The organism is Bacteroides sp. AM07-18, from assembly GCF_003602695.1.
Lineage (GTDB): Bacteria > Bacteroidota > Bacteroidia > Bacteroidales > Bacteroidaceae > Bacteroides > Bacteroides uniformis.
Genome location: NZ_QTLM01000001.1, coordinates 302,356 through 327,065, shown reverse-complemented (window position 1 = coordinate 327,065; position 24,710 = coordinate 302,356). Strand labels below are relative to the sequence as shown.

Sequence of the window (24,710 nt, the reverse complement as noted above, 5' to 3'; positions counted from 1 at the left end):
GAATTATTTTTAATCATTTATTTTTCGCAATATTTTAAACAATACAGAACAATTTTTCCATGCTTCTATTCGCATTCTCCAAGCTATCATCATATAGATAGTAATATATATCACAATATTTACTCCAAAAGGTAAAAATATCCACCGATTGAATAACTGAACAAATACCGCTACTAAAAATGACAAACAAAATATGGGAAACAATCTCTTCAATTGTTCCACAAACGGATAATGGCAACACTTTGATACCAGCAATGCATTCACCACATAAATATTCAATGAGCTAATCACCATTCCCCACAAAATGCCATGTATCCCCCAATGCATGCCACTAAGCAAAAGAACAAAAAGCATACCCCATTTATAAAAACTCCACCTAAAAAGAGGTTTGCTTTTGCCCAAAGCAGCTACTGCATAGTAATTTACATTTTGCAAGCAAGCAAACAATCCTCCCACACACAAAATCTGGAAATAAGGAATAGCCCCCTCCCATTTATTCCCATACAAAAAACAAATCATAGGATGAGCTACCAAAATAAGTATTGCAATCAAAGGAAAAGTTACAAAAGAAATAATCTGAATACTCATATCCAATGTATTTTTCATCTGCTTCAAATCATTCTGCAACTGTGAAAAAAGAGGAAACATCACCTGCATTATCACATTAGGCAATGTCAGACAAGCTACATCGTCCAGTTTTTTTGCCTGCGAATAAAGTCCCATTTCTGTAGAAGAGAATTTACGGCCTATAATCAGCCCCTGCAAGTTTTTGCATATTTCCTGCAATATATTAGAAGCTAAAAGATAGCCCCCAAATTTAAAAAGTTCCCTCAAAGTACCGAAAGAGAATATACAAGAAGGGTGCCAACGAGTCACCAACCACAACATATTGGCGTTCACCAAAGCATTGGTCAATTGCATAGCAACCAAACTCCAAACTCCCCACCCCCGATATGCCAAATAAATGCCTACTAAAGAAGCTATAAAAAAAGAAGAGATATTAACTAATGATATTTTCTTAAAAGCCAATTGCTTACGCAACCTGTTATTTTGAATAATACCCAAAGAATTTATTATCAAAATAATGCCTAAGACCTTTAAGACATCACTTAATAATGGCATCTTAAAATATGAAGCTATCCAAGGGGATAACAAAAACAAAGTACCATACAAAAAGCAGGCAAAAAAAAGATTCCAGAAAAAAATCGTAGAATAGTCTGCTTGCGTTGGCTCTTTCTTTTGGATTAATGCACTACCAAAACCACCATCAACTAATACTTGGGAAACTACCAAAAAAATAGCAAGCATTCCGATACAGCCATAATCTGAAGGGGTCAATAATCGTGCCAACACCAAATTGACAGAAAATTGCAAGAGCACTGTACCAAACTTGTCAAACGATGCCCAAATTGTACCAGAGAGAACTTTTGAACTTAAAGACATAAAGCAACAACTACATTCAAAAATCAGATTAATATTCTTTTCTATGTATTGATAGTAGAACAGACAAACAACCTCTTTGATGTTATTTTCTTACCATATTTTAGTAAAAAATACAACTATAGTAAGATTAAAATTTCTGATATATCCTAGACTTGTAGTAGATACATTTAAGTAGTCAATTCCACCAATGGATTAGTCTTATAACTTTATGTCACCGCATACACACGCTTCATCAATATCTCTGCCTACAAGCCTGCCATTCACCAAATACTCCTTCCCCATAAGATTTTGTGCCCAATAAAGCACCTTATCTATATTCGGTGTTTCAACTGAAACCAATTCAGCAAATGATTTTATCAATACAAGACCATATGGTATGTCTTCTATAAAATAGCGGTGATGATTATCTAACTGATATCCCCCTTCCACTTCAATCATGTGTGGCTGTACCCCCTTAAAAGGAACAATAGACTGCATCTTTTTCGTCAACTGTTTTACATCATTACATCCATAATATTCCAAGACAGTAGGTATTTCAGTCCGATTAATCGGTAAATGAGAAATAACATCGCTCAATTCATCATCACAGGCAACCCACAAGGCCGATGATTCATCGTCCCAATCAACATCATATAAATTAGGAATGGTTTGATAAACTTTTTCCGGTGTCCAGTCCTTAAACAACACATATAAACGGCAAGGATGCAACAAGGGATTACTATTGCTTAAGGTTGCTTCCAAATAGTGAGACAATTTATATACCGGCGTAGAATACCACTCATTCAGAATTCTTACTACCTCATCCGAATTATCAATATTCATTGTCGCCACCTTCAAATAAGGCTTATACCCTTTTAGTTTGGCAGAATGTCCATATTCCAATGAACGTCCCGTAAAAGGTACACGCTGGAGAGCAAAAGATTTTGTATCAGTTCCCAAGATTTTCTGAACATCCAGAAAAAAACCAGAGCCACCAAACACACTGCCAACCCATGTGCCTTTTTGCAAAAATGGCTTTATTTTCTTCAATCCATCGCAAATTGCATAACCGGGCAAACATATCAATACAATATCAGCCACCGATATCACTTCTTCTGGATTATCTGTCATCATGTTCAAATTTGCGATGTATTCTTTTCCATCCAAATTTACTGTTTTAAAATTATGAGACCACAAATTGGGTTTTCTTGTCAATATATTAACTTCATAATTAGGATTACTACCTATCACTCCGGCAGAGATATGGCCTTGTGAACCTCCACCACAAATACAAACATTTATCATCGCAATTATATTTTCTTTAAAGCTTCAATCAATTTATTATTATCAACACTGTTACGGATGGCTATCCGTATATAATTCTTTCCTTCAAATCCGAATTTGGAAGCACAATCTTTAATAAATATATTGTGTCTCACCAGCAGTAACCTCATCAAATCTTTGGAGCTATACTTGCCTTGCACCTCACAGAGAAAATAATTAGCCTGTGAAGGAATGACACGAAGCCAGGGAATGGCAGCAAGTTCTTGTTGGAAACGCGTACGCTCCTCTACAAAAAGACGGGATGCCCGTTTGTAGTCATTTTCATATTTTCCAAATATCTGCATGTAGAACTCGGCAAAAGAATTGATATTCCAAATGGCCACATCTTGCCGCATCCAATCAATCAAACCACTGTCTGCCGAAGCCAATACCCCCAACCGAAGTCCCGGAACGCCGTAAGATTTTGAAATGCTCTTCATCACCACCAGATGAGGATAACGGGAAAGTATATCGTTGTGCAACAAAGTATTCCGTTCATATCCCACACTGAAATCCACAAAAGATTCATCCACCACCAACCTGATATCGTGCTCCCCGGTCCACTCAACCAAAGAAAGCAAATCGGCATATGGGATGAAATTTCCGGAAGGGTTATCCGGATTTATCAAGAGAAGCGTGGAAACAGATTTGTTCGCAAAGAACTCCTTCAAGTCTGATGCAGAATAAGAAAAGTTCTCATTCTGTGGGACAAACTTCACCAAGCGTTCTTCAATATAACGGTTAGGATACTCCTCAAATGTAGGGAATACCACCCCCACCTTTCCATCCAGACGGCGCATCAACGACTTTATCAGTTCAGCCGCTCCGTTGCCCACCACTGTGTATTTTTTATCAATATGGAAATACTTGGAAATAAGCAATGAATTGATTCTCATGCCCGAAGGGTATTCACTAAGCAGAACGTCAAAGTTGGCCTTCAACTCTTCCTTCAATTTCTTCGGAGGAAAATACGGATTGACCAGATAACAAAAATCCAGTAAATCGGGAAAACGCCAATACCCGCCATAACGCTTTTGAAAAAGGGGAAGTTGGTTATCTTCATCGCTAAAGATAGTCTCGGCAATATCCAAATCCTGCACATCGTCTATCTCATACCACTTTTGGCCATCAAGAGGAAGGGCTTTCAACGGGCAATTGTCAAGCAACGTAATTACTCGCAAAACCTGTTCATAATACTCATTGTTGCCCAATGCCTTGGTATAAGCCTCTAAAAAAGGCACATATTGCGAAGAAGAAAACTCACGACTAAACTTATAGACATTTACTGTCTTATAATAAGAATCCACATCGTTGTATTTAAAAGCCCGTTTAGATACAAAGTTCGTAATATTATTCGCTTTGTCTATGCATACCATAGTTCCATCCATCCAAGTTTCATATTTAGCTACCAATGCAAGATTGGGGTAGGGATTCTCTATCAACATCGGAAAGAGAGTGTCATCCAATATTAAATCAGATTCAATCAGTAAAGAATCATCCTCTTGAAGCTCTTGCTTAGCTAATGATAAAGAATAAATATTGTTAGTCTTATCATAAATAGGGTTCTCAATATATTTCAACGTAATTCCTTTATATGAATCACCTAAATATTCTTGCAATTTTTTCCCTTGATAGCCTACCACTATAATAACCCTTGAAAGATTTATTACAGAAAGTTGCGTTAAAACACGATCTATTAATGATATACCATTTACCTTAACCAGGCACTTAGTATTATCCTTGGTTAATTCTCCAAGGCGTTTGCCCATACCAGCAGCTAAAATAATTGCTTGCATTATTTTTTGAATTTTAATGTATTACATGAAGAAAAAACGTCTTAACAATTATCTCTCTTTTAGTAAGCACTCAACTCAGAGTATACCCCTTAATCAAGATACTAAATAGTGCCCCAAAATGAATTTGATAAAAAATATTTTTTGAATTTAAACATTGACTTATCGCCAAAGGATGTTGTCGAGAATCATTTTGACATGATTTCTATATGTTAAAATATTTTCATAAGAAAATATACCTTCCCCCGTCATACCTCTCCTATCTCCTCCACCAACGACGCATGCACAAACGTCGTCGCCACCGCCATCACCCCCTCGATGTTCACCACCACCCTCCTGTCATGGCGCACACGCACAAACACCCCTTCCACTCCTTCGAAGATGCCGCCGGTGATACGTACTCGGGTTCCTTGGGAGAGGTTCAGTTCGGTGGGTTCAAGATAGAGCACGGCCTGGTCGTAGGTGCCCGACACGGCGATGAAGCTGCGCATCTGTGAGTCCGGGATGACGATGGGCTGGCGGGTTTCGCGGTCCATGATATAGCGGATGGGGATGTTCATGCCCGGTTCGTTCTTTATTTCATCCATACGCTCGCGGGTGGAGCGGACGAAGACCAGGTTATGGACCGCAGGAACAAGCTTGCGCAGGCGGCGCTCTTTCCTCACGACATACTCATAGCGCATGGGAATATAGTTTTCAATGCCCTCTGCATCCAGGTAATCCTTGAAAAAAAGCTCTCGGCTATAGGTGACACGCACTGCATACCAGTGCATTTCTGCATTCTCGTTCACGAAAAAATATGATTGGGGGACACCGGAGTAGCGAAGTACCTCCCGGTCAAGTAATGTAATGCGGTTACTTTAAATAGGCTATATGCATTCATTTTATTTCAAAACCCTCCACCATCTCGGAAGGAAGGCGACGAAATAGTTATATTCAAGCTATCTTGCGATAAGCCGTTATCAACGAAACGTTTATGATGAAAGAAATGTTTTATAACACGTTCCGTTTAATGAACGCAAAGGTAACGTCAAGAAATGAAAGTACAAAATATTCTGATTGATAAAATGATAATCTTTTTTAATGCAGACATCATCACACTATATATCAAAGAATTACGCCTATTAGGTAAGATACACGCGCACGCGCGTCATTTCTTATCTTTTTAAAGAAAGGGTGTGTTACATATATAACCATAGGTTCCGGTACCTCACCCTATACATACAGACTACACACACGCTTCACTTGTTCACGGAGAGGGGCACCACAGATTACACAGATTGGCACAGAGGAGCACAGAGAAAAATTCTTCGCTACGTTCTGAGTGACGGATACTCACGGAAACAAAAGGATGATACGCACGGACATACACAAAAGTGATACGCACAGAAACTACAAAAATCCGTGCCAATCCGTGTAATACATAGTGCACAGACTTCTCTTTTTTATTAATTTTGCACCCGATTCGTTAACTTAATATAAAATTAGATTTTCAAATTGTAATTATGAGAACAAAAAAACGCCAATTAGCGTGATGCAAATCAAAGGGAGAGATTACCAAGTGCTGTACACCAAAGAGAGCAAAGAGGTGCAAGTGGCCATCGACCTGCTTTCTATGGTAGAACACAAGTCGTTAACCGTGGAATACAAGGAGCGGAAGGCTTTCCTGACACCCTTCATCCCGCTGCTGATAAATCCCCAAAAGGAACACGGACTGAAGGGTGTAAGCCCCTTCGCCAAGCTGCTGCATCTGCTTGTAAACTTTATGGACGCGGACGGAAGCGGCAATACGCTGAACCCCGATTGCATTGAGGATGAGATATATAAGCTCTTCAATGAGCTATATCCCAAGGAGTAAAACGGACCAAGGAATTCAAATTGTAAAAAAACGGCTGTCCCACTGCGGATGGCCGTTTTTGCTTCCTAAGGAAATAAACGGCATCTTTGCGCCGCCAATAAGGCAAACTTAATACAAATCGAATGGAAAACATTCCAGTGACCACCTACCGTGGTTTCAGCGCCGTCAGCGGGGAGACAACCTTCACGCAGGACATGGCTGACATAAGAAACGGCAAGCATGCCAAGTTAATCATCAAAATCGCCAGCCTCGTGGCGCAGGGAAAGGTGGAGGAAGCCAACCACGTCAAGAAGCAGCTTCCCTTCAGGACCCTCACGGCCAACTACCGGGAAAGAAGGCTCGCACCGAGCATCACCCGCTACAACCCCGTCATCACGCTCGACATCGACGACCTGGAAGAGAGACAGTTGGAGCAGACCCGGACCCTCATCAACGAAGACCCGCACACCCTGGGCAGTTTCCTCTCCCCCAAAAGGCACGGCTACAAGCTGTTCGTCTTCATGCAGACGGAATACGCCCGGCGTCTGTATGACCGTCTCCGGCAGGGCGAGGTGACCTACGCCACGCTCGAGGAGATACACCTGAAGCTGTACAGCGCCGCCAAAGAGCACTACGAGGCCCTTCTCGGAGTAGAGGTGGACGGAAGCGGAAAGGACATCTCGCGGGGATACTTCATGTCCTTCGACCCGCATGCCTATATCAATGCCGCACTGCTGGAACAGATTTCCCCGTTGCCGGCACGCATCATCCCACCTGCGAAGAAGGAGAACAGCCCAAAGAAGACGCCCGTCGAAACGGTACACCCCCTCCCCGCCTCCGTTGCCGCCACGCCGCAGGACGCAAAGCCTTGGGAGAAGCTGATATTTTCCCAAGCCGTGACTGCCGTGAAGCGCACCACCAGGTTCCGGGCGGGCAACCGCGACAACTTCCTCTTCGCCCTGGGCAACAAATGCTACAGCAAGGGACTGGACGAGCAGACAGCCATCAGACTGGCGAAAAACGAGTTCGGGCAAGAGTATCCCGACGTGGAATCTCCCCTGCACAATGCCTACATCTATACCGACAAAACCAGCGAAGCCGCCACAAAGAAGGAAGAGAAAAAGCCCGTCATCAACCAAGTGATGAGCTTTCTGGAAGAGCACTACGGCATCCGCAGGAACCTCATCCTGGACCGCCTCGAATTCATGCCCTACACCCCGTCGGCAGATGCCGGAAAAGGTTACCGCCCCATGCGCGGAAAGGACTACAACACCATGTTCGTAGACCTGCAGATGGCCGGCATCTCCTGCTACCAGAATTTCCTCAGAGCCGTGATAGACTCCAACTACGCCAAGGAGTTCAATCCCTACACCGACTATCTGTACGCGCTTCCCCCCTGGGACGGGACGGACTACATCGCCCGGCTGGCCGACACCCTGACGACCGAGAACCGGGAGCTATGGCAGAAGGGCTTCAAACGGTGGATAGTGGGCCTGGTGGCCTGCGCACTGAGCGACGAGGACATGAACCAGCTCGTCATCATCCTCTACAGCGAGCAGGGAAAGGGAAAGAGCAGCTGGATTCGGCGCCTGCTGCCGCCCGAGTGGAAAGAGTACTTCTACAACGGCATAATAGACCCGAGCAACAAGGACGATGCCCGCCTGCTCGCCACGCGAATCATCATCAACATGGAGGAGTTCGAAGGCGTGAAGCCCGGCGAGCTGGCAGCATTGAAGCGAATCATCGCGCAGGACAACGTGACGCAGCGCAAGGCCTACGACATCGAAGCCTTCACCCTGCCCCGCCACTGCTCCTTCATCGCGAGCACCAACAACCGGCAGTGCCTGCAGGACATCGGCGGAAACCGGCGTTTCCTCCCCATCACCATCACCGGCATAGACTACCACACCCCGGTGAACCATCCCGGCATCTACGCCCAGGCCCTCGCCTTGCTGAAAGGCGGTTTCAGATACTGGTACGAGGGCGAGGAGATAGAACAGTTGAACAAGCACAACGAACGGCACCGCATGAAAGACCCCGTGGAGGAGAACCTCTTCGTCTTCTTCCGCAAACCGCTGCCCGAAGACCTGCAGACAAAGTGGCTCCCTGCCAGCGTCATACTGACCAAGCTCAGCATATTCGGAAAGGTGCAGGTGAACCCGCACACCCAGCTGGTACTGGTGCAGGCACTGGAAAAGTACGGATTCGGTACACGGACCAACGAGCAGGAGACGACCGAATATGAGGTAGTGGACATCCAGCTATATCAGTAACCGGCATTCGAGGAGAAGAGAGAAGCCCCGTAACATATATTGTTGTGCATGACAACATATATTGTTACGGGGCTTTACATATATTGGCGTTTTCTTTACAAGGTTTCCCTATTTCCGGCCGGCATCCTGTCAGGGTTCTCCCAGATACTTCACCAGCACTTTCACTTCCAGCGGAGTGAAGGTGCGCCGGTATTTGTTGTAGCCCACCTTCTCCAGCTCACCCTTCAGCGCCTTGTTGTGGCGTATCCATGCCGCCAGGGTATAGATGGCATTGCTGATGCAGTAAGTCGGGTTGTAGAGCATGGCAAGCTCCTCCTTCGAATAGGCGTGGATGCGGAACGGACGAAGGTCTTCCTCCTCCTCTTCCCTCTTTTCTTTTTCTGTTTTCATTCTTTATGTTATTGGTTGATTATTACACCATAAAGATACTGAATATCAGTGATATGGCCAAGCATATACAGACATAAACGGGCATCGGACGAAGAACTTTTCCTGAACAGAAAGGAAACGGGAAGGAGACGGCGTAACCCGAAGAAAGCCATGAGCAGAAAAAGCCGGAGAAGTACTTTTGCAGCACCCCTCTTCCCCCCCCTAAAGGAGAAAGAGAAGAGTATTGCAATACGGGACTTTAATTTCTAATTGTTAATTGTTAATTTTTAATTATTTAATTGTTTATGGGAGTACCATTCAAGAAAATTGCGAGGAAAGATCCTCGAAAGGCAGATGCGGTGGCAAAGTTCTACCCGCAGCTGGTGACACTGGGCGACAATGCGACGCTGGACGACATTGCGTATGTGATGAAAGAGAAGAGTTCGCTGACGCTGGGAGACATCCAGAGTGTATTGACCAATTTTGTGGAGGCCATGATTACGACCCTCTACAGCGGCCAGTCGGTGAATATCAAGAACTTCGGCGTATTCAGCCTGTCGGCGCGTACGGCAGGCGTACTGGATGTAAAGGAGTGCACCGCCAAGAACATCAAAGCGGTGAAAATCAATTTCCGGCCTTCCAGCACCGTAAGACCGGACATCGCCGCCACGCGTGCCGGGCAGAAGATTGACTTCTACGACCTGGAGGCATTGGTGAACAAGGGAGACGGTGAAGGAGGAAGCTCCGGCGGCGGTTCCGGCTCGGGAGACGGAGGCGGTTCGGACGGAGACCAGGGCGAAAATCCGTTGGGATAAGTATGACTGATTTTACTACCGATTCGTATGTTCAACTTTTAAAACGTATATAGCATGAAAAAAAGTATCTGGGATAAAATTCTGAAAGTCGTAATTGCAGTAGCCTCCGCCATCTTAGGGGCATTGGGAGCCAATGCGATGAACGTGAGCATTTAAGTCGCCGGAAAGAAAGGACGGCAGGAAGAGGAAACCCCGAAAAAGGTTTCCTCTTTTTCTTCCCTCTCTATACAGCGCAGGATACGCCAGTCGCAGCTACGCACCCAATAGCGGAAAGCCATGTTCGGACGGAAATGCTCCGAGAAGTCCAGCAGACGTTCCAAATCGAACTCCTCGGAGATGACACCGGCACCGCTACGGAATGCATCGTAGGCGTTACAGTCCTGCTCGATATGCGCCGGAACCATCAGCAAAGGCTTGCCCAGATACATCGCCTCGCAGACCGACTCGAAGCCGGCAGTGGTGGCATAGGCCTTGCAGCCTGCCATGTAGCGCAGGAACTTGACGTCATCGAGCTGATGGAAACTCAAGGTATCGTCCACACGGCACACCTCGGCTTCGTCCTGCTTGTCCCAGAAGAAGTGGAGGGGTATTTCCGGATGGGCACTGTGCCAGTGGAGGATATTCTCGCCAAAACCGGAGTTTACCATGTATCCGTGGAGATAATCCCCTTCCGTACCTTCGCACGACAGCACCTCCCTCCGCAGCAATGGCGGAACCACGCGGACATACGCTTCTTCGTCATCCTCCATCTCGCGGAAGGAAAGGGCGAGCTTTTCGCGGGCACCTATGCACGTGAGGCGGGTGAAAAGGCGGAGCAGCCACAGATGGAAGCCGTTCTTACCGGGAAACTCGAAATCGCGGTGCAGGAACAGGTACTGGTGCCCGACGCTTATTTGAGGAACGGAAGGACGGAAGAAGAGATAGGTCATCCCCGTGAGCAGTTCGTAGAAGTTGATGACCAGTTCGGCACCACTCTCCTCGATGCGGCGGTGTATATAGTGCATGCTTTTCAGATAGACGGGCAAACGGGTGAGATTATAGGCCACACTACGCGCAAGACTTGCCCGCTTGTTGGCAGGCGTAGGCAGGAAATTGGGACTGAGAAAACGTTTCACCGGAGCTTGGATGCTGCGGTTGAAGAAACCGGGCAGACAGCGCGAATTGCTTTTGCCCACCAACACTTCCACTACCTCGTGACCGTTGCGGCGCAGCAGCTCTTCCATTGTTATGGCTTGGGTCAGATGCCCGCGGCCTTCTCCTTGAACGATAAAAAGGACTTTCATTGGGACGACTTGATGATTTACAAATTAATGTTGAAACACATGCAGCACATGACGTTGCATTTAGTTGATGCAAATATCGCACCTCCGTGTTACGGCAGAATGTGAAGAATGTGACAATTCGGTTATAAATGACAAAAGTCACACCGGCATCGCGCAGACATGACTTCAAGAGAATTTATGGAATAAATACGTAAAAAGGATAATTCGGTCGGCATATGATGCCGGAATATCAGACAAATTCCTCGACCATATACATATCACTGACAAAATCGTCAACAATCTGTTCCAGGTTTTCGCAGGCTTCGTCAGGCGTTTCACCGTAGGCGCTGCACAACACATTATTCATAAAATAAGCGTAAAAACCACCGCCGGCTGCCGCCTCTACGGTATAGTCATTTCTGTTCAGTTTCATATTCGGGCCTCCTTTCTTTTTTTACGCTGCAAAAATGAGGGAAAGTTGTTACGAGGAGATGTGAAGGAGGTTACAATAGTATGTAGATTGGTTGGCTTTGATGCAGTGGAAAATAAATGGATTGAATATTAGGAGTTTTCATTTATTCAGTTTACCTTTGATTAAAAATAAAAGCAATGGGTAAAATTAAACCATATAAAGAGCAGGACTCTTCCAAACAAACGGCACAAGAACCGATGATGGCAACTTATCATCAATCAGCCATACCGATGGACGACTTTATCAACAGTATTCCCCGAGATGCTTTGGCTGAAGCCCTTCTATTTGCCTTAGAAGAGAATAAAGCAGGACACTGTATATCAAACTCCCAAATAGAGAGTATGATAAATGAACGCATGGGATGGAAATAGTCTGGTCTAAGTTGGCTTATGAGCACTTTTTAGAGATACTTATTTATGTAGAGAATAATTTTGGCATGTTGACGGCACAGAAAACACGTCAAAAGATACAAGACAAAGTAAATCTTTTAGCAAAACATCCGTATATAGGAATTATAGACAGTAATTTTTCTACTCTATTTAACAACATTACTGTCCGTCATTTAAAACTTTCCCCTAACGTGATATATTATTTGATTGATGAGAATAGGATTGTCATTGCAGCAATGCTTCATTCAAAACAATCTCCGGAAACTGTACGTAAAACAATCTCAGAATTTCTGAAGCAATATAAATAGCTGTTCATCAATTCATGATGAGAGATAACTCTATAAATTTAAAACCGAGAGGACGTATCAAGATATACAATCACCCCGGATTACGCGGATTAACGCAGATAAAAGTTTCTGATTATCAGAACTCCTAAAATCATCTGTGTTAATCCGCGTAATCCGGGGTGGGTATTATTAATAGGAACGTGCGAAAATCACGCGGCAGGCAGAAGGCTTGCCGGTAACCATACACTTGCCCGGTTCCTTGTCACCCGGAACAAATGAATCGAAAGGAATACAACGGATGGTTGCTTTGGTCTCTTCCTTGATTTTCTCTTCGGTTTCGGTAGTCCCGTCCCAATGAGCCAGAATGAAGCCGCCTTCTTCAATCTTTTCCTTGAATTCCTCGTAGCTGTCCACGCTGGTGATGCGGCTGTTACGGTAATCGAGCGCTTTCTTGTAGACATTTGCCTGAATGTCCTCGAGCAAATCCTTCACGTACTCTTCGATACCCTCGCAGGAACGCGTCTCCTTCTCCAGTGTATCGCGACGCATGATTTCCATTGTATTGTTCTCCAGGTCGCGGCCACCCATCACCAGACGAACGGGAACACCCTTCACCTCATAGTCGGCAAACTTGAAGCCCGGACGTTTGTTGTCGGCATTGTCGTACTTCACGGAAATGCCCATCGATTTCAGCTTGGCAACAATGCCTGCCACTTTCTCGTCAATCTTAGCCAGCATCTCCGCATTCTTGTAGATAGGTACGATGACTACTTGTATCGGAGCCAGGTGCGGAGGAAGTACCAGACCGTTGTCATCGGAATGCGTCATGATAAGCGCTCCCATCAGACGGGTGGAAACACCCCAGGAGGTAGCCCAAACATACTCCAGCTTGTTCTCCTTATTGACGAACTGTACATCGAACGCCTTGGCGAAGTTCTGTCCCAAGAAGTGGGAAGTACCGCTCTGCAAAGCCTTTCCGTCCTGCATCATCGCTTCGATGGTGTAGGTGTTGAGGGCACCGGCAAAACGCTCGTTGGCAGACTTCACGCCCTTTACCACGGGCACCGCCATGTATTTTTCGGCAAACTCGGCATATACATTCAGCATCTTTACCGCTTCTTCTTCGGCTTCCTCGCGAGTGGCATGTGCCGTGTGTCCTTCCTGCCAGAGGAATTCGGCGGTACGGAGGAACAGACGGGTACGCATTTCCCAACGGAACACGTTTGCCCACTGGTTGCACAAGATAGGCAGGTCGCGGTATGAATTAATCCAGTTCTTGTAGGTGTTCCAGATGATGGTTTCGGAAGTGGGGCGGATAATCAGCTCTTCTTCCAGTTTTGCAGCAGGGTCCACCACCACACCGCCGCCATTCGGATCGTTCTTCAAACGATAGTGCGTCACGACGGCACACTCTTTGGCAAAGCCTTCCACATGTTCCGCTTCACGGCTGAGGAATGATTTCGGAATAAGCAAGGGGAAATAAGCGTTGACGTGTCCCGTTTCCTTGAACATATCGTCCAACTGACGTTGCATCTTCTCCCAGATAGCGTATCCGTAGGGCTTGATCACCATACAGCCGCGTACTGCCGATTGTTCTGCCAAATCGGCTTTTACCACCAACTCGTTGTACCACTGAGAATAGTTCTCACTACGTTTGGTAAGGTCTTTCAATTCTACTGCCATTCTATTTCGTTTTTTAAAGTTTTTCCTACGTTTAAAATGGCTTGACCCGAACATTTTCCTTGATATTTAAAAAAAGGCAGCCGCTGTGATGCAACTGCCTAACTCTAAATGGAGGAGCGGCAAGCGAGACTCGAACTCGTGACCCTCAGCTTGGGAAGCTGATGCTCTACCAACTGAGCTACTGCCGCATAAACATTTCCAAGGTCATGCCTTAAAAACGGTGGCAAAGTTAATAAATTACTTCCTAAAAAAACAAACGTTTCGTCAAATATTTCTTATTTTTGCTCGGGAAAACAAAGATATTCTTTCAAAATACAGACTAAATACCAATGAAACGAATCATACTCATCACCGGAGGAGCACGTTCCGGCAAAAGCACCTATGCGGAAAAGCTGGCACTCGAGCTCTCTCCCACTCCCGTTTATCTTGCCACAGCACGCATCTGGGACGAAGAATTCCGCCAGAGGGTAATCCGGCATCAGGAACGCCGAGGGCCGGAATGGACAAACATCGAAGAGGAGAAAGAACTCAGCCGCCACCGGCTGGAGGGGCGGGTCGTCCTGATAGACTGCATCACCCTGTGGTGTACCAACTTTTTCTTCGACCTGCATTCAGATACCGACCGGGCACTTGCCGCTGCCAAGGCGGAATTCGACTGCTTCACGGCACAAGACGCAACCTTCATCTTTGTAACCAATGAAATAGGTATGGGAGGAACTTCCGAGAACGAACTGCAACGAAAGTTCACGGACATGCAAGGCTGGATGAACCAATATGTAGCCGCCCGTGCCGACGAAGTGATACTGATGGTATCCGGCATCCCACTTACCGTAAAAAACACTCATTCATAAAACAACAAACAACTAAAATTCAACAGACTGATGAAAACATTTCATATCACCCGCCCGGACGAGTCAATCCGTCCTGCATTGATTGACAAAATCAACAACCTGACCAAACCCAAAGGCTCATTGGGCATTTTAGAAGAACTGGCACTCCAAATCGGACTCATACAACAGACATTATCCCCCGCCTTGAAACATCCGCAAAACATTATCTTCGCCGCCGACCACGGCATTGTAGAAGAAGGTGTCAGTCTCTCTCCGAAGGAAATCACCTGGCAGCAAATCAGTAACTTCCTTCATGGAGGGGCAGGTGTCAACTTCCTCTGCCGGCAGCACGGCTTTACCCTGAAAATAGTAGATGCAGGAGTAGACTACGACCTCCCCTACAAGAAAGGCATCATCAATATGAAAGTACGTAAAAGCACCCGGAGTTATCTGCACGAGGCAGCCATGACGGAGGAGGAAATGGAGATGTGCCTGGAACGGGGTGCCGAGGTGGTGCACCAATGCCATGAAGAAGGCAGCAATGTCCTCAGTTTCGGTGAAATGGGTATCGGAAACACCTCTTCATCCTCCTTGTGGATGACCTGCTTTACCGGTATTCCTCTGGAACAATGTGTCGGCGCAGGCAGCGGACTCGACAGCGCGGGCATCCGCCACAAATACGAAGTGTTGAAGCAGTCTATGGAGAACTACAAGGGCGACGGCTCTCCCCGGGACATCATCCGCTACTTTGGCGGACTGGAAATGGTAATGGCCATAGGCGCCATGCTGCAAGCTGCCGAGCTGAGGATGATTATCCTTGTTGACGGATTCATCATGACCAACTGCCTGCTTGCCGCCGCCAGGCTCTACCCGGAAGTGACGGATTACGCCATCTTCGGACACTGCGGAGACGAGTCGGGCCACAAACTGGTGCTCGACGCCCTGCATGCCCGTCCGCTGCTGAATCTGGGGCTGCGTTTGGGAGAAGGAACAGGGGCCATCTGTGCATATCCCATTGTCGACTCGGCCGTGCGGATGCTCAATGAAATGGATAACTTTGCACATGCCTCCATCACTAAATACTTTTAACATGAACAATGTCTTGGCTGCATTCATAATGCTCACCCGACTGCCCTTCTGGAAAATCAAGGAAGTGCCGGCAGAGTGTTTCAAGCATGTGGTTCCCTATTGGCCGCTTGTAGGCTGGCTGACGGGAGGCGTGATGGCAGCAGTGCTGTGGCTTGCCGGACAGATTATGCCGGTGTCATTGGCATGGATTCTTGCCCTCATCGCACGCCTGCTTGTCACCGGTTGCCTGCACGAAGACGGGCTGGCGGACTTCCTTGACGGCTTTGGCGGCGGCACCACCCGCGAACGGACTCTTGCCATCATGAAGGATTCCCACATCGGAAGCTACGGTGTCATCGGATTGATATGCTATTTCCTGCTGTTGCTCCAACTTCATCACCTGCCACTGGGACTTCTCTGCATCCTTGTGCTCAGCGGTGACTGCTGGTCCAAGTTCTGTGCCTCCCAGATTGTCAACTACCTGCCCTATGCCCGGAAAGAGGAAGACAGCAAAAGCAAAACCGTCTACAACCGCATGAGCCGGCACGAGTTACTGGCCGGATTTCTTTGCGGCCTGCTTCCTTTCGTACTGCTGCTGCCTATAAAGCTGTGGATTGCCACCCTCTTCCCACTGCTCACCTTCTTCCTGCTGTACCGATTGATGAAGCGGCGCCTACAAGGATATACGGGGGACTGCTGCGGGGCCACTTTCCTGCTATGCGAACTGTCCTTCTACTTGGGAAGCCTTATTCTAATTATAAATTAACAACTGAAAATTAAAGATGGAAGTAATACTCATTCGACACACTTCGGTAGATGTCCCTCCGGGCGTATGCTACGGACAGACCGATGTTCCCCTGAAACCTACGTTTGAAGCGGAAGCCGCCGTAACAGCAGAAAACCTGAAGACATACCTTCCGTTCGACCACGTCTACACCAGTCCCCTAACCCGCTGCGTGCGCCTCGCCACCTATTGCGGCTATCCCGATGCAGAACGGGACAAACGGATTATGGAAATCAATTTTGGCGACTGGGAGATGAAGCCGTTCGAGCAGAATGAGGACCCACGCCTGCAGGAATGGTATGTCGACTACATGAACGTGGCAGCTACCGGTGGAGAATCTTTTACCATGCAATACCGGCGTGTCAGCCAGTTTCTGGACGAATTAAAGAAGAAGCCCTATACACGCGTTGCCATCTTCGCACACGGAGGCGTATTAATCTGCGCACAACTCTATGCCGGAATCCTCAAAGCCGAAGAAGCCTTCGACGCATTGACGCCCTACGGCGGCATCGTCCGCATCAATCTCGACAAGGAATAGTGAACGAAATAGTAGGGCCTTCCTCCGCTTCGGTTTGTACCTTGTAGATACCTCCAAAATAATGAATAAAATGGGCATTGATTTCATGGCGAATCAGGCTCGTTTTATTCTCAAAATGCACCTTTGCAAACGGGGCGTTGACCACGTCGAAATAAAGGAGCGGTTTACTCCGGTCGCGTCTGATGCGGATAATCGCCTCATAACGGGCAGTGTCATTCTCTGACGGAGTCAACAGGCTGACAAGCAATGTATCGAACCACCTCCGGTCCGTCCTCGCAAACTGTTCCTTGAGATCGGTCTGCAGGCTGACAGACACAGTGCTCTCCCCACGACCGTTCACTTTATCCAGCACCTCACTGCACAACTGAATAATGTCACACTCCTCGTCCTCATACTGAATCTTGCCGGACTCCAAGCGGGACAACTCCAGAATGCTGTTGACATAATTCAGCAGACTTTCCGCATTGGTCTGAATCATCTGCCCGTATTCCCTCTTAGTCTCCTTATCCAGCTCCTCCTTCCCGGTCAGCAATTCGGCAAAGCCCACCACCACATTCAGCGGAGTACGTATATCATGGCTGATTTCCGATTTCAGACGTTCCTTCGCGATGTTGTCCGTCTCTGCCTGCAAAGCGGCTTCAGCCGTCTTCTTCTCTACGACAGCAATCTTTCCGGAGACATAGCGCGTATACAGATAGAAAAGCAGCATCAGCAGCAGACAGACGCCCAGGAGTATAAATCCTATACGGTAATTCATGTCCTGAATCTTCTGCTTCTCCAACAGCAGCTCGTCAATGTGGTAAATCTCCTTCACCTGCTTCAACTGGTTGGCCGAGAAGGCATTGTTCAGCGAATCCTGCTTGCGTATGAGGTAGCGCCGGGTCTCGATGGCCCCGTCAATGTCCCCCTTGTCATATTGCGTACTCGCCTTGTAGTTTATCAAAGTGGCAAAGGTGGAGACGTAGTTGTTCAGTACCGTAGGGGTCACCTCGTCTATCAATGCGATGCTTTTGTCATACTCATCGGTCTTGGCATAGTATTGAAGCTGTATCAACTGGACATTCAGCCAGAAGACGGGATCTACATGCGGTTCAAGCAGTTTCTTTACTTTCTCGATATGCTCGTGCGCCACTGTAAAGTTCTTCCGGTTCATGTAGTGCAGGATATACTTCACTTCGCAGTCAATCTCGAAATTGCTCCAGTTCTTCCGTGTCTCGGGTTCTTTGGAAATAACCGTCTGCAACGTCGTGTCCATTTCATGCAAATAGGGCAGCTTCAGGCTGTCTTTACCGCCATTGCCGTATACCTGGGCAATACGCGACAGTATATCCACCTTCAGGCTGGCCTTTGTCTGGGGAGAGAAATTCCGGTAAGCCTCCAAGAAAGAGTCCAGTGCCTCATTCGGGCGGCTGGACACTCCGTAGGCACATCCCAGACTGTTATACGCCGCTATCATCCCGTTATTGCTATGGCGGAGTTTTGATTCCTCCAACGTCTCCTTAGCCACATACACCGCTTTCTCTATCTGTCTCTTGGAAGCCAGGGCGCGGCTGATGGCAGCCTTCTGCTCCAGATAATAATCGTAAGTGCCTACCTGAGGGACAAAATCCTTCAGCACATCCACCCAATACGACAGACTGTCCGGGTCGTGTTTCTTGTCATAACATGCCGCCAGATAGTAAGCGCCCATATTCTCATAGAAAGCGTTCTTCTGCCGCCGCGCCTCCTCGTACAGACGGGTGGAAAAAGTCATGTTATAGGGAGCATACTGGTGCTTGTAGGCCATGTCACGGAGATACGTCAGCCGGACAAGGGTGGCCGGCAGGGTATCGGCAACCTTCAGGATGCTGTCCTGATACCGGACAGCCCCCGTGTCTTCTGCCAGCAGCGGACAGATATATCCGCAAAACAAAACATGGATGAGAATCAGTATTCGTTTCATTGCGCCGTTCCTCCGTGTAATGCGGGATTATACTTCAAAGGATGCGTAAAACAGAAACGCGCGCCACGGGTGTACCCACTGTCCACCCACAGCTTGCCGTTCATATATTTCACAATCAGTTGGCAGATGGAAAGGCCCAGTCCGCTTCCCTGCACAAAATCATTCAGCTTTTCAAAGCGTTCAAAAATCAAGTGCTGCTTCTCCGGTGGAATGCCGCATCCGGTATCCGTCACGGAGAAAAGTGCCGTACCGGCATCAGCCATCTTCAGTTCCAGCACGATGGAGCCTTGTTCCGTAAACTTGGTGGCATTCACCAGCAGGTTTATCAAGACTTGGCGGAGGCGCGCATCGTCCGTATCCAGCATCAGGACGGACAAATCCGTGTCAAAACGCATTTCAACCTCCAGCTTGCGCGAGGCCATCACGGTCTCCACGACCTCATTACACAACTTCACGGCATCATGCGTGCGGATGTTGAAGGTTATATTGTCATTCTCGAAATCCGAGAAATCCAGAATGTCATTGATAAGTTTCAGCAACTGAAAGGAATTCACCTTGATAATTTCGGAGAATTCCCGGCGCGATTCGTCATCGAACGACTCGTCCTCATCCGTCAGTACCGCCGAGAATCCGACAATGGCATTCAGCGGCGTACGTACCTCATGGCTCATGTTCGAAAGAAACATATTCTTCCGTTGTATGGCTTGCACCGCTTTCTCCTTCATCGCCTCCTGCCGTATCTGGGAACGCTTCAAACGGAATATCTTCTTCCAGCCCAGCACCAGGAGGAATATCAGAAACAGTACGGACACAATGATGCCTGCCAGATAGAAACGCATGGATACAATGCGGTCGCGTTCGTTCTGGTAGGCCAGTTGGTCGGCCTGGAAACGGGTACAGAGCCGGTCTATCTCCTTGGGATAGTTCTTCTCGAACGAAGTCTTGATATACGAAAAGACCTTGCCGTACTGTCCGTAGGCTTCTTCCTTGTTCCCCATCTTCACCAGTAAATCCGCCTTTTCGAGCAGAGCTTCCTTGTAGATGTTATGGTTTATCCGGGCATATTCGGTTTGAAGGAAATCATTGTAGGCGGCCAAGGCTGCCTCATGCGCTCCGGTGGCCACCAGATAACGGGCATCTATAATCAGAAGGTATTGCCGTATCTCCGGAATCAGTTGCGTTTCAAGCTGGCCTATCTGTACCAGACAATGGCTGGCAGCTTTCAAGTCACCCTTGAATAATTGGCAGGAAGCATTGGAGATGTGGCGCATGGCCAGCTCCAGCGGAGAAAGCCGGTCTTCCGGATAGAGGTTCAGACGTGCAAGATAACGCGAGGCGCCGTTTACATTCCGTATGCGCAGGTTATAATCTATCAGTTCCACCAGTAGCATACGGATATGCACATCCTCCCCGTCCATCCCATCCAGCAGTCTCAAGGACTCTTCATAAGCGGCACCGGCTTCCCGGAGCCTGCCGGTATAGCTGTACACCTCTCCCATGGCATTCAGCGCAAGGGCATTGCCGAAGGGGTAGGCAAGCGCGCGGGCTTTGGAGTACATCTGGTCGCTCTGGGCAATGGCCATACGGATTTCTCCACGGAAAAGGGAGGATTTTATAAGTATTCTTTCCAGTTCGAAATAGGTGTAATAGCGCTGGGATTCATCCAATTGGGACAAAAGGCCGTCGGCATTCAGCGAGTCACACTCCTCCCGGGTCAGATAGTCGAAACCGAGGCTGTTGTGAAAAGTGGAGATGACCTCATGGACTATACTTTCCTTTTCTTTAGTCCAAGAATCCGCTTTATCTGTTGTCGATGCAATTATTGTGCTCCCGAACCAAATAAAGAAAAGGAATATATATAGTTGCTTTATCCTCATTTATAAGACTTTGTCTGCTTTAAAAGTTACATTTTTAATGCAACGCGGTCTTGCAAAGATATTATATCTTTTTGGAACGGACAAAGAATCAGTTAAAATAACAACATTTTAAAAACAAAAGGAAGCCAAGGTCGATGTCACTATTACGGCAACCACCATCCACCACTCCACACGCCGGTTGATGCGGACAGCCACACGCATATCTTCTATCTTCAGAGGCCGTTCATTAGAACCGATATAAGGTTTCCATACCTCCTCGCCAAAATAGTTGTGCGGACCCCCGAAACGGCAATTCAAAATACCGGCAAGGGCGGCTTCCGGATAACCGGAATTGGGACTGGCATGCTGGCTGCCATATCTGCCCACAAAAGCAAACAAGGAAAGGCGACCGGAAACCAGTACCATCAGAAAGGCTGTCAGACGGGCGGGAATATAATTGGCAACATCATCCAAACGGGCAGCAAAACAGCCGAACCGACGATAGCGTTCATTCTTGTAGCCGACCATGGAATCCAGCGTGTTCACCATCTTATAGGCAAGCATGCCCGGAACTCCCAACAGCAGATACCAGAACAAGGGGGCAACTACCCCGTCACTCAAATTCTCTGCCAAAGTCTCCAATGCCGCGGTTCGTACCTCCTGCGCCGAGAGTGCAGACGTATCACGCCCTACGATACGTGCCACTTGCATCCTCCCTTCCTCCAAGGAACGGTCCACCGCCTTGAACACCATACGCACCTCGCGAACCAGCGTAGTGCCCGCCAAGCAATAGAATATCAGCAATATTTGCACCGTCAGAAGCATGCCCGGAGAAAAGAGTGCCGCCAAGCGGAGCAACAAAAGCGTAATGACATATACCCCCAAGACAAGAGACACCGCCACAAACGCACCTTTCAGGAAACACGAATCGCCCCGGTTCAACCGGTGCTCACAGAAAGAAATGGCTTTGCCGAAAGCCACAACCGGATGGGGCAGCCACGCCGGGTCGCCCAGCCAATGGTCGAGCAGCCAGGCAGTGAGAAGCGGCAGGTTCAAGTTGAAGGCGACACCCAAAAGTATAAGTACATCTTCTTCCATCGGTTATTCCTCCTCAAGCCATTGTCCTATTGCTTTTACAAGCCTGTCATTCTCCTCCCGGCTCTGGGCGGCTATGCGGAAGAAGTGCTCATTCAGCCCGTCAAAGTTGGAGGCGTCCCGAATCAAGATGCCATGCTCCCCGGCCAGATAGTCTTTCAAGGCGGAAGCCTTGCCCATACGGAGGCACACCAGCATGAAATGGGTTTCGGTGGCCCATACCTCCAGTCCTCCCAATGCCTCGAGCGCACTGCGCAGGCGGGCAGCCTCTTGCAAGTAAGACGCCACATCCAGCGGATTGGGAACATCATGTTCCAACAGATGGAGCCCTGCCTCAATGGCAAGCTGGTTGACCGACCAGGGCATACGGTTAGTACGCAGACGGTGCAGCAGGTGGGGGGCGCCGGTGACATATCCCAGTCGCAGACCGGGAACGGCATAACGCTTGGTCATGGAGTGCAGCAGCAAGACGTTGGGAAACTCTGCCGCCTCGGCAGCAGAGAAAAGCGGACGCAAGGTGAAAAACTCGTAAGACTGGTCGATGACGAAACATACCTGCGGATTATGACTAATAAGTGTTGCCAGATATTCCTTCTCCACAACCGTTCCGGTAGGGTTGTTGGGATTACACAGCCACAGCATGCGCACCTCTTCCGACAAGCGATACCCCTCGCTCTCCGCAGGAAGCCGATAGAGGGAAGTGACCCGATGGCCGTGCATGCGGCAGGCATCGGCATATTCACTGAAAGTGGGCTGCACAATGGCGGTGTTTGTCCCGCGGAAAGTCTGTGCGGTGAGATAAATGGCTTCGGTAGCTCCGTTCGTCACGCACACTGCCTCGGCAGGAAGACGGTGGCGGCGGGCAAGGCAGGCCTCAAGCGTGTAAGGCTCCGGTTCGGGATAGTTGCCGATGCCGTCAATCCGGGCACACAGATGCGCCTTCAAGGCAGAGAGGTCTACCCTGTTGTAAACGTTCGAGCTGAAGTTTGCCGTAATGGGACGGCTGTATTTATAGGAATCGTCTCCGTGTCCTTCAATCATGGTTCTTTGTCAATATTTGGTAGATAAGCGGCAGGTTAACGTGGCGACGCACGTGCTCGGCAAGCCTATCGTATTGTTCTTCTTTGAATGTATGGTAATCGAAAGCGCCGGCATTCCCGGACAGTTTGTCTGCAAAAGGCGCAAGCAGGAAATCTATGAATTCCGGATTGTCGAGAATGCCATGAATATAGGTCCCCATGCAGGTGGAGTCCACGCAGTAACCGTCGGTAGAGCCGTTCTCCAAAAGATTCAAGGGAGAATCGGGAGTACCTTCCACAGGGGTGGTCACTCCCATATGGATTTCATAGCCCTGCATGAATGGAGAATGGAGAGTGGAAGATGGAGAATGGGGATTGCACAGACCGAACTTCACCTGACGGGTCACCTTCTCTCCCGACATGCGGGTACTGATGGGCAACAGTCCCAGTCCGGGCAGGCGTTCAATGTCCCCCTCCACATGCTCAAGGTCGAGCACCTCCTGCCCCATCATCTGATAGCCGCCGCAGATACCCATCACGGTGGCACCTTCACGGTGGGCACGGATGATGGCAGCCGCCACACCGTTACGGCGCAATTCGTAAAGGTCATTAAGTGTGCTCTTGGAGCCGGGCAGCAGGATGACGTCGGCCTTTGCCAACTCATCCACATTGTTGGTATAGAAGAGATGTACGCGCGGGTCACGTTCCAGGACATTAAAATCGGTGAAGTTACTGAGGTGGCGCAGCAGAATGACGGCGATGTTCACCTTTCCCTTCTCGGCACGGACAGACTTTGCGGCAAGCGCCACGGAGTCTTCTTCTTCAATGTAGATATCACGGTAGTAAGGCACCACCCCGACAACGGGAATGCCGCAAAGCTCCTCCAGCATCGTAATGCCCGACTCGAAGAGACGTATATCCCCCCGGAACTTGTTGATAAGAATTCCTTTAATTCGCTCCCGCTCATGGGGACGAAGCAACATCAGCGAACCGTAGACGCTGGCAAACACACCGCCACGGTCAATGTCGCCCACAAGAATTACATCGGCTCCGGCATGCAGGGCCATCGGCAGATTGACAAGGTCGGTATCCCGCAGATTGATTTCGGAGATGCTTCCCGCGCCTTCCAGCACGACGGGATTATAGCGGGCGGCAAGGCGGTCGTAGGCAGCACAAACCTCCCGGCGCAGCTCGTCGCGTCCTTCCTTGCGGAAATACTCATAAGCATTGCGGTTGCCGATAGGACGCCCGTTAAGGACAACCTGCGAGGTATGGTCCGACTGTGGTTTCAGCAGTAGCGGATTCATGTCCGTGTGGCAAAGCACTCCGGCGGCTTCTGCTTGCACAGCCTGGGCACGGCCTATCTCCAGCCCTTCGGGAGTGGCAAATGAATTGAGCGCCATATTCTGTGCCTTGAACGGTGCGGGCTGATAGCCGTCCTGCTTGAAGATGCGGCAGAAGGCGGCAGCAATGATGCTCTTTCCCACATCACTGCCCGTCCCGGCAAACATAATCGGATGAAGTTTCTCCATAAATTCCATTTTAGCGAATGCAAAGATAGTGCAAATCCGAATATCTCTCCCATTCATAAGCCATATCTTCGGAAACTATTAGTATATTTGTAACGTTCTATTCAAAAAGATGACTACTGAA

Annotated in this window: 23 protein-coding genes and 1 tRNA gene; 10 read left to right on the top strand and 14 right to left on the bottom strand. The window is 48.1% G+C overall.

Features of this window, described 5'->3' with window-relative positions; translation table 11 throughout:
* Positions 1-9: 9 nt before the first annotated feature.
* The 4 genes from DW096_RS01480 to DW096_RS01465 form a co-directional block, all read right to left on the bottom strand.
* The gene (locus tag DW096_RS01480; protein ID WP_118930795.1) at positions 10-1,443 is read right to left on the bottom strand and encodes a lipopolysaccharide biosynthesis protein; all 1,434 of its coding nucleotides are present in this window, start codon (positions 1,441-1,443) and stop codon (positions 10-12) included.
* Positions 1,444-1,641: 198 nt separating this feature from the next.
* Complete coding sequence (locus tag DW096_RS01475; RefSeq protein WP_118930796.1) at positions 1,642-2,727, bottom strand: NAD/NADP-dependent octopine/nopaline dehydrogenase family protein; 1,086 nt, start codon at positions 2,725-2,727, stop codon at positions 1,642-1,644.
* Positions 2,728-2,732: 5 nt separating this feature from the next.
* Positions 2,733-4,541, bottom strand: a complete 1,809-nt coding sequence (locus tag DW096_RS01470) for an aminotransferase class I/II-fold pyridoxal phosphate-dependent enzyme (RefSeq protein WP_118930797.1) — start codon at positions 4,539-4,541, stop codon at positions 2,733-2,735.
* A 245-nt stretch (positions 4,542-4,786) separates the two neighbouring features.
* Positions 4,787-5,311 carry a UpxY family transcription antiterminator gene (locus tag DW096_RS01465; protein ID WP_118930798.1) on the bottom strand — a complete coding sequence of 175 codons (525 nt, stop codon included), beginning with the start codon at positions 5,309-5,311 and terminating at the stop codon, positions 4,787-4,789.
* A 761-nt stretch (positions 5,312-6,072) separates the two neighbouring features.
* Here DW096_RS01465 and DW096_RS01455 point away from each other — a divergent pair.
* Positions 6,073-6,396, top strand: a complete 324-nt coding sequence (locus DW096_RS01455; protein ID WP_005829213.1) for a hypothetical protein — start codon at positions 6,073-6,075, stop codon at positions 6,394-6,396.
* A 122-nt stretch (positions 6,397-6,518) separates the two neighbouring features.
* Positions 6,519-8,648 carry a VapE domain-containing protein gene (locus tag DW096_RS01450; protein ID WP_118930799.1) on the top strand — a complete coding sequence of 710 codons (2,130 nt, stop codon included), beginning with the start codon at positions 6,519-6,521 and terminating at the stop codon, positions 8,646-8,648.
* A gap of 129 nt (positions 8,649-8,777) precedes the next feature.
* Here the strand turns inward: DW096_RS01450 and DW096_RS01445 are convergent, their stop codons facing one another.
* A complete protein-coding gene (locus DW096_RS01445; RefSeq protein WP_005829216.1) occupies positions 8,778-9,038 on the bottom strand; it encodes a DUF4248 domain-containing protein in 261 nt (86 codons plus the stop codon).
* A 284-nt stretch (positions 9,039-9,322) separates the two neighbouring features.
* Between DW096_RS01445 and DW096_RS01440 the strand changes: the two genes are divergently transcribed.
* Together DW096_RS01440 and DW096_RS19250 are read left to right on the top strand one after the other, a co-directional pair.
* Positions 9,323-9,832, top strand: coding sequence for an HU family DNA-binding protein (locus tag DW096_RS01440; protein ID WP_005829218.1), 510 nt, complete (start codon positions 9,323-9,325; stop codon positions 9,830-9,832).
* 54 nt (positions 9,833-9,886) lie between these two features.
* Entirely contained in the window at positions 9,887-9,988 is a 102-nt protein-coding gene (locus DW096_RS19250) for a smalltalk protein (RefSeq protein ID WP_005829220.1), read from the top strand.
* Here the strand turns inward: DW096_RS19250 and DW096_RS01435 are convergent.
* Positions 9,985-11,115: a glycosyltransferase family protein gene (locus tag DW096_RS01435; RefSeq protein WP_008663500.1), complete on the bottom strand. Its 1,131-nt coding sequence runs from the start codon at positions 11,113-11,115 to the stop codon at positions 9,985-9,987. The two genes, DW096_RS19250 and DW096_RS01435, sit on opposite strands and share 4 nt — an antisense overlap.
* 229 nt (positions 11,116-11,344) lie before the next feature.
* Positions 11,345-11,527 carry a hypothetical protein gene (locus tag DW096_RS01430; protein ID WP_005829223.1) on the bottom strand — a complete coding sequence of 61 codons (183 nt, stop codon included), beginning with the start codon at positions 11,525-11,527 and terminating at the stop codon, positions 11,345-11,347.
* 176 nt (positions 11,528-11,703) lie between these two features.
* Here DW096_RS01430 and DW096_RS01425 point away from each other — a divergent pair, with 176 nt between their 5' ends.
* The gene (locus tag DW096_RS01425; RefSeq protein WP_005829224.1) at positions 11,704-11,937 is read left to right on the top strand and encodes a hypothetical protein; all 234 of its coding nucleotides are present in this window, start codon (positions 11,704-11,706) and stop codon (positions 11,935-11,937) included.
* The gene (locus DW096_RS01420; RefSeq protein ID WP_005829225.1) at positions 11,928-12,263 is read left to right on the top strand and encodes a type II toxin-antitoxin system RelE/ParE family toxin; all 336 of its coding nucleotides are present in this window, start codon (positions 11,928-11,930) and stop codon (positions 12,261-12,263) included. The genes DW096_RS01425 and DW096_RS01420 overlap by 10 nt, the downstream gene beginning before the upstream one ends.
* A 168-nt stretch (positions 12,264-12,431) precedes the next feature.
* Here DW096_RS01420 and proS read toward each other — a convergent pair whose 3' ends face one another.
* Positions 12,432-13,925 carry a proline--tRNA ligase gene (gene proS, locus DW096_RS01415; protein WP_005829226.1) on the bottom strand — a complete coding sequence of 498 codons (1,494 nt, stop codon included), beginning with the start codon at positions 13,923-13,925 and terminating at the stop codon, positions 12,432-12,434.
* A gap of 115 nt (positions 13,926-14,040) precedes the next feature.
* Positions 14,041-14,113 (bottom strand) — tRNA-Gly (locus DW096_RS01410).
* Positions 14,114-14,254: 141 nt separating this feature from the next.
* Here DW096_RS01410 and cobU point away from each other — a divergent pair.
* The 4 genes from cobU to cobC are packed head-to-tail and all read left to right on the top strand — an operon-like array spanning position 14,255 to position 17,145.
* On the top strand, positions 14,255-14,776 hold the full coding sequence (gene cobU / locus DW096_RS01405) for a bifunctional adenosylcobinamide kinase/adenosylcobinamide-phosphate guanylyltransferase (protein ID WP_008663490.1): 522 nt from the start codon (positions 14,255-14,257) through the stop codon (positions 14,774-14,776).
* 30 nt (positions 14,777-14,806) lie between these two features.
* Positions 14,807-15,844 (top strand): nicotinate-nucleotide--dimethylbenzimidazole phosphoribosyltransferase, encoded by a 1,038-nt coding sequence (cobT, locus tag DW096_RS01400; protein ID WP_008663488.1) that lies wholly within the window; start codon positions 14,807-14,809, stop codon positions 15,842-15,844.
* Between the two features lies 1 nt (position 15,845).
* A complete protein-coding gene (cobS, locus tag DW096_RS01395; protein ID WP_008663483.1) occupies positions 15,846-16,589 on the top strand; it encodes an adenosylcobinamide-GDP ribazoletransferase in 744 nt (247 codons plus the stop codon).
* A gap of 16 nt (positions 16,590-16,605) precedes the next feature.
* Positions 16,606-17,145, top strand: a complete 540-nt coding sequence (gene cobC, locus DW096_RS01390; protein WP_120028647.1) for an alpha-ribazole phosphatase — start codon at positions 16,606-16,608, stop codon at positions 17,143-17,145.
* On the opposite strand, the gene DW096_RS01385 is transcribed toward cobC, so the two are convergent.
* The 5 genes from DW096_RS01385 to DW096_RS01365 form a co-directional block, all read right to left on the bottom strand.
* Complete coding sequence (locus DW096_RS01385; RefSeq protein WP_118930800.1) at positions 17,126-19,087, bottom strand: sensor histidine kinase KdpD; 1,962 nt, start codon at positions 19,085-19,087, stop codon at positions 17,126-17,128. The two genes, cobC and DW096_RS01385, sit on opposite strands and share 20 nt — an antisense overlap.
* The gene (locus DW096_RS01380) at positions 19,084-20,964 is read right to left on the bottom strand and encodes a HAMP domain-containing sensor histidine kinase (protein WP_118930801.1); all 1,881 of its coding nucleotides are present in this window, start codon (positions 20,962-20,964) and stop codon (positions 19,084-19,086) included. Before DW096_RS01380 ends, DW096_RS01385 begins: the two co-directional genes overlap by 4 nt.
* Before the next feature lie 108 nt (positions 20,965-21,072).
* Complete coding sequence (gene cbiB / locus DW096_RS01375; RefSeq protein WP_120028646.1) at positions 21,073-22,041, bottom strand: adenosylcobinamide-phosphate synthase CbiB; 969 nt, start codon at positions 22,039-22,041, stop codon at positions 21,073-21,075.
* A gap of 3 nt (positions 22,042-22,044) precedes the next feature.
* The gene (locus DW096_RS01370) at positions 22,045-23,079 is read right to left on the bottom strand and encodes a threonine-phosphate decarboxylase (RefSeq protein ID WP_117962426.1); all 1,035 of its coding nucleotides are present in this window, start codon (positions 23,077-23,079) and stop codon (positions 22,045-22,047) included.
* Positions 23,072-24,589 (bottom strand): cobyric acid synthase, encoded by a 1,518-nt coding sequence (locus DW096_RS01365; protein WP_182012120.1) that lies wholly within the window; start codon positions 24,587-24,589, stop codon positions 23,072-23,074. The genes DW096_RS01370 and DW096_RS01365 overlap by 8 nt, the downstream gene beginning before the upstream one ends.
* Positions 24,590-24,710 lie beyond the last annotated feature (121 nt).

Excerpts from the sequence above, each read along its gene's own strand:
- DW096_RS01445 (WP_005829216.1), bottom strand. The coding sequence starts at position 9,038 with ATGAAAACAGAAAAAGAAAAGAGGGAAGAGGAGGAGGAAGACCTTCGT.
- cobS (WP_008663483.1), top strand. The coding sequence starts at position 15,846 with ATGAACAATGTCTTGGCTGCATTCATAATGCTCACCCGACTGCCCTTC.
- DW096_RS01440 (WP_005829218.1), top strand. The coding sequence starts at position 9,323 with ATGGGAGTACCATTCAAGAAAATTGCGAGGAAAGATCCTCGAAAGGCA.
- DW096_RS01470 (WP_118930797.1), bottom strand. The coding sequence starts at position 4,541 with ATGCAAGCAATTATTTTAGCTGCTGGTATGGGCAAACGCCTTGGAGAA.
- DW096_RS01480 (WP_118930795.1), bottom strand. The coding sequence starts at position 1,443 with ATGTCTTTAAGTTCAAAAGTTCTCTCTGGTACAATTTGGGCATCGTTT.
- DW096_RS01435 (WP_008663500.1), bottom strand. The coding sequence starts at position 11,115 with ATGAAAGTCCTTTTTATCGTTCAAGGAGAAGGCCGCGGGCATCTGACC.
- DW096_RS19250 (WP_005829220.1), top strand. The coding sequence starts at position 9,887 with ATGAAAAAAAGTATCTGGGATAAAATTCTGAAAGTCGTAATTGCAGTA.
- DW096_RS01425 (WP_005829224.1), top strand. The coding sequence starts at position 11,704 with ATGGGTAAAATTAAACCATATAAAGAGCAGGACTCTTCCAAACAAACG.
- DW096_RS01455 (WP_005829213.1), top strand. The coding sequence starts at position 6,073 with ATGCAAATCAAAGGGAGAGATTACCAAGTGCTGTACACCAAAGAGAGC.
- DW096_RS01370 (WP_117962426.1), bottom strand. The coding sequence starts at position 23,079 with ATGATTGAAGGACACGGAGACGATTCCTATAAATACAGCCGTCCCATT.
- DW096_RS01420 (WP_005829225.1), top strand. The coding sequence starts at position 11,928 with ATGGAAATAGTCTGGTCTAAGTTGGCTTATGAGCACTTTTTAGAGATA.
- DW096_RS01380 (WP_118930801.1), bottom strand. The coding sequence starts at position 20,964 with ATGAGGATAAAGCAACTATATATATTCCTTTTCTTTATTTGGTTCGGG.
- DW096_RS01430 (WP_005829223.1), bottom strand. The coding sequence starts at position 11,527 with ATGAAACTGAACAGAAATGACTATACCGTAGAGGCGGCAGCCGGCGGT.
- proS (WP_005829226.1), bottom strand. The coding sequence starts at position 13,925 with ATGGCAGTAGAATTGAAAGACCTTACCAAACGTAGTGAGAACTATTCT.
- cobC (WP_120028647.1), top strand. The coding sequence starts at position 16,606 with ATGGAAGTAATACTCATTCGACACACTTCGGTAGATGTCCCTCCGGGC.
- DW096_RS01385 (WP_118930800.1), bottom strand. The coding sequence starts at position 19,087 with ATGAAACGAATACTGATTCTCATCCATGTTTTGTTTTGCGGATATATC.
- cbiB (WP_120028646.1), bottom strand. The coding sequence starts at position 22,041 with ATGGAAGAAGATGTACTTATACTTTTGGGTGTCGCCTTCAACTTGAAC.
- cobU (WP_008663490.1), top strand. The coding sequence starts at position 14,255 with ATGAAACGAATCATACTCATCACCGGAGGAGCACGTTCCGGCAAAAGC.
- DW096_RS01450 (WP_118930799.1), top strand. The coding sequence starts at position 6,519 with ATGGAAAACATTCCAGTGACCACCTACCGTGGTTTCAGCGCCGTCAGC.
- DW096_RS01465 (WP_118930798.1), bottom strand. The coding sequence starts at position 5,311 with ATGCACTGGTATGCAGTGCGTGTCACCTATAGCCGAGAGCTTTTTTTC.
- cobT (WP_008663488.1), top strand. The coding sequence starts at position 14,807 with ATGAAAACATTTCATATCACCCGCCCGGACGAGTCAATCCGTCCTGCA.
- DW096_RS01365 (WP_182012120.1), bottom strand. The coding sequence starts at position 24,589 with ATGGAGAAACTTCATCCGATTATGTTTGCCGGGACGGGCAGTGATGTG.
- DW096_RS01475 (WP_118930796.1), bottom strand. The coding sequence starts at position 2,727 with ATGATAAATGTTTGTATTTGTGGTGGAGGTTCACAAGGCCATATCTCT.